This window comes from Dictyobacter arantiisoli, from assembly GCF_008326305.1.
Classification (GTDB): domain Bacteria; phylum Chloroflexota; class Ktedonobacteria; order Ktedonobacterales; family Ktedonobacteraceae; genus Dictyobacter; species Dictyobacter arantiisoli.
The window spans coordinates 1-1,534 of the sequence record NZ_BIXY01000230.1 but is presented as its reverse complement, the minus strand read 5'-3'; the positions used below and the strand labels follow the sequence as shown (position 1 = coordinate 1,534).

Annotated in this window: 1 protein-coding gene; it reads right to left on the bottom strand. The window is 43.9% G+C overall.

All coding sequences use genetic code 11. The features are described from left to right. The coding region (locus F1593_RS27960; protein WP_149404832.1) for a transposase at positions 1-1,375 on the bottom strand (1,375 nt) is incomplete at its 3' end. Between the last annotated feature and the right edge of the window lie 159 nt (positions 1,376-1,534).

Genomic DNA, 1,534 nt, shown 5'->3' with positions numbered 1-1,534 from the left:
GAATTGTTTCTAAGTCCGGCGGAAGAACACTTCCAAGTACGGGATGGGCATCATCCCAAAGGCGGCTGATCGCCCACCGTACGCGGTAAAGCGGTGCCAGAGTTTCTCGGCACCGCTTCCCTGTTCTATGGCACTTGAGGTGCAAAATCGTCTGAACCATATCTCTATAGAGCGGCTCTAGAATATGGATAATAAAGGCATAGCAAAGTGTTACAAGTGAAAGAAGTTTCAGCCGATTTTCAAAAGCCCACAGGCGAGGGCTTTCCATCGCCAACTCACACTTTCCATAACGAAAACTCGTTTCAATTTGCCAACGCCTCTTGTACATAAAAACGACTTCCCAGGCTTGGGCTTCTGCTTTTACTGGCTCGCTTGTGATCAGATACCATACCTTTTTGTTCACTCTCACTTTAACGCAATACAAAGGATACGCGTAACTTGCATGCCATACCTGTGTCCACCACACATCGCAGGGCATTTTCTGACCGGTAAACGTATCAAATATTTCTTTATGCGCAAGGTACTTCTTTCCTCGGCCGATTTCCCACAATTTCTTTTCTGCTCCACTTTGATCAAAAAATTTGTGGTTTTTTATCCATCGAATGACGAACTTGACTTTGAACGATTGAAGAAACTGTAACCAAGGACCGGACGCATATCCACGGTCGAAAATGTGAACGAGGATATCACTCCATTTCCTGACACATTTGCGCAAGAGCCTTTCTTCTTCTTCTCTCGTTTTTGTTGCATAATCTCCTCTTGTCGTCCACCAACTCATAAACGCAACTTTTGGGATTCCGTCCAATCCTGCAATTAATGCCCCTGTCCAATGCATTCCAGTGACCATCACTGGTCTTGCTGCTGGCATATTGAAAACGTGTCCTTTTCTTGAGCGATTGAGTCTTTTTGCCTTGCTTGACCTGACTGGGCATAATCCTTCTACAACACTACTTTCTGGCTTTTCTATCACGCTTCCATCCCAAATGCAGAGGATACGCTTTCCATTTTCTTTGAGTCTTTTCACCTCTCTATCAGCTTCTTCTAGTAAATATCTGTCAACATGAGCAATATTCCATTTCAAAGATCTGATGAGGTTACTTATCCTCTTCGTTCCTGCCGCCGCACTTTGTGATAAACCGCGATAATTATCCATATACGAGCCCAATTCGCTCAGAAGTAATCCCTGCTTGTTGTTCCTGAAACGGAGAATTGCTACGCAACACTGCACCAACGTTCGTTGCAACCTCTTATCGAGAAGCGCGTCGAGTACTATTAATAAAGGTGAAAGAAACACTTCAAGCTCTTGCGCTATTTCCTGCGACGTTTTTTGGGGGTCTTGTTCATTTTTTTGAAGTATGTCATACTGAGTAGGCATTAATGTGAATGGCCTCCTGTCTCTCCTGTTGGTATTTTGTTCATCAACAGTTTAGACCAGGAGGCCATTTTTGCCTAGTCCCTGCAATTCCTGGCTTTGCTTCATTTTATCGTTTGAAGGTTTTTACGGGTTATCCAAAAATCCGGGATGACTCATATT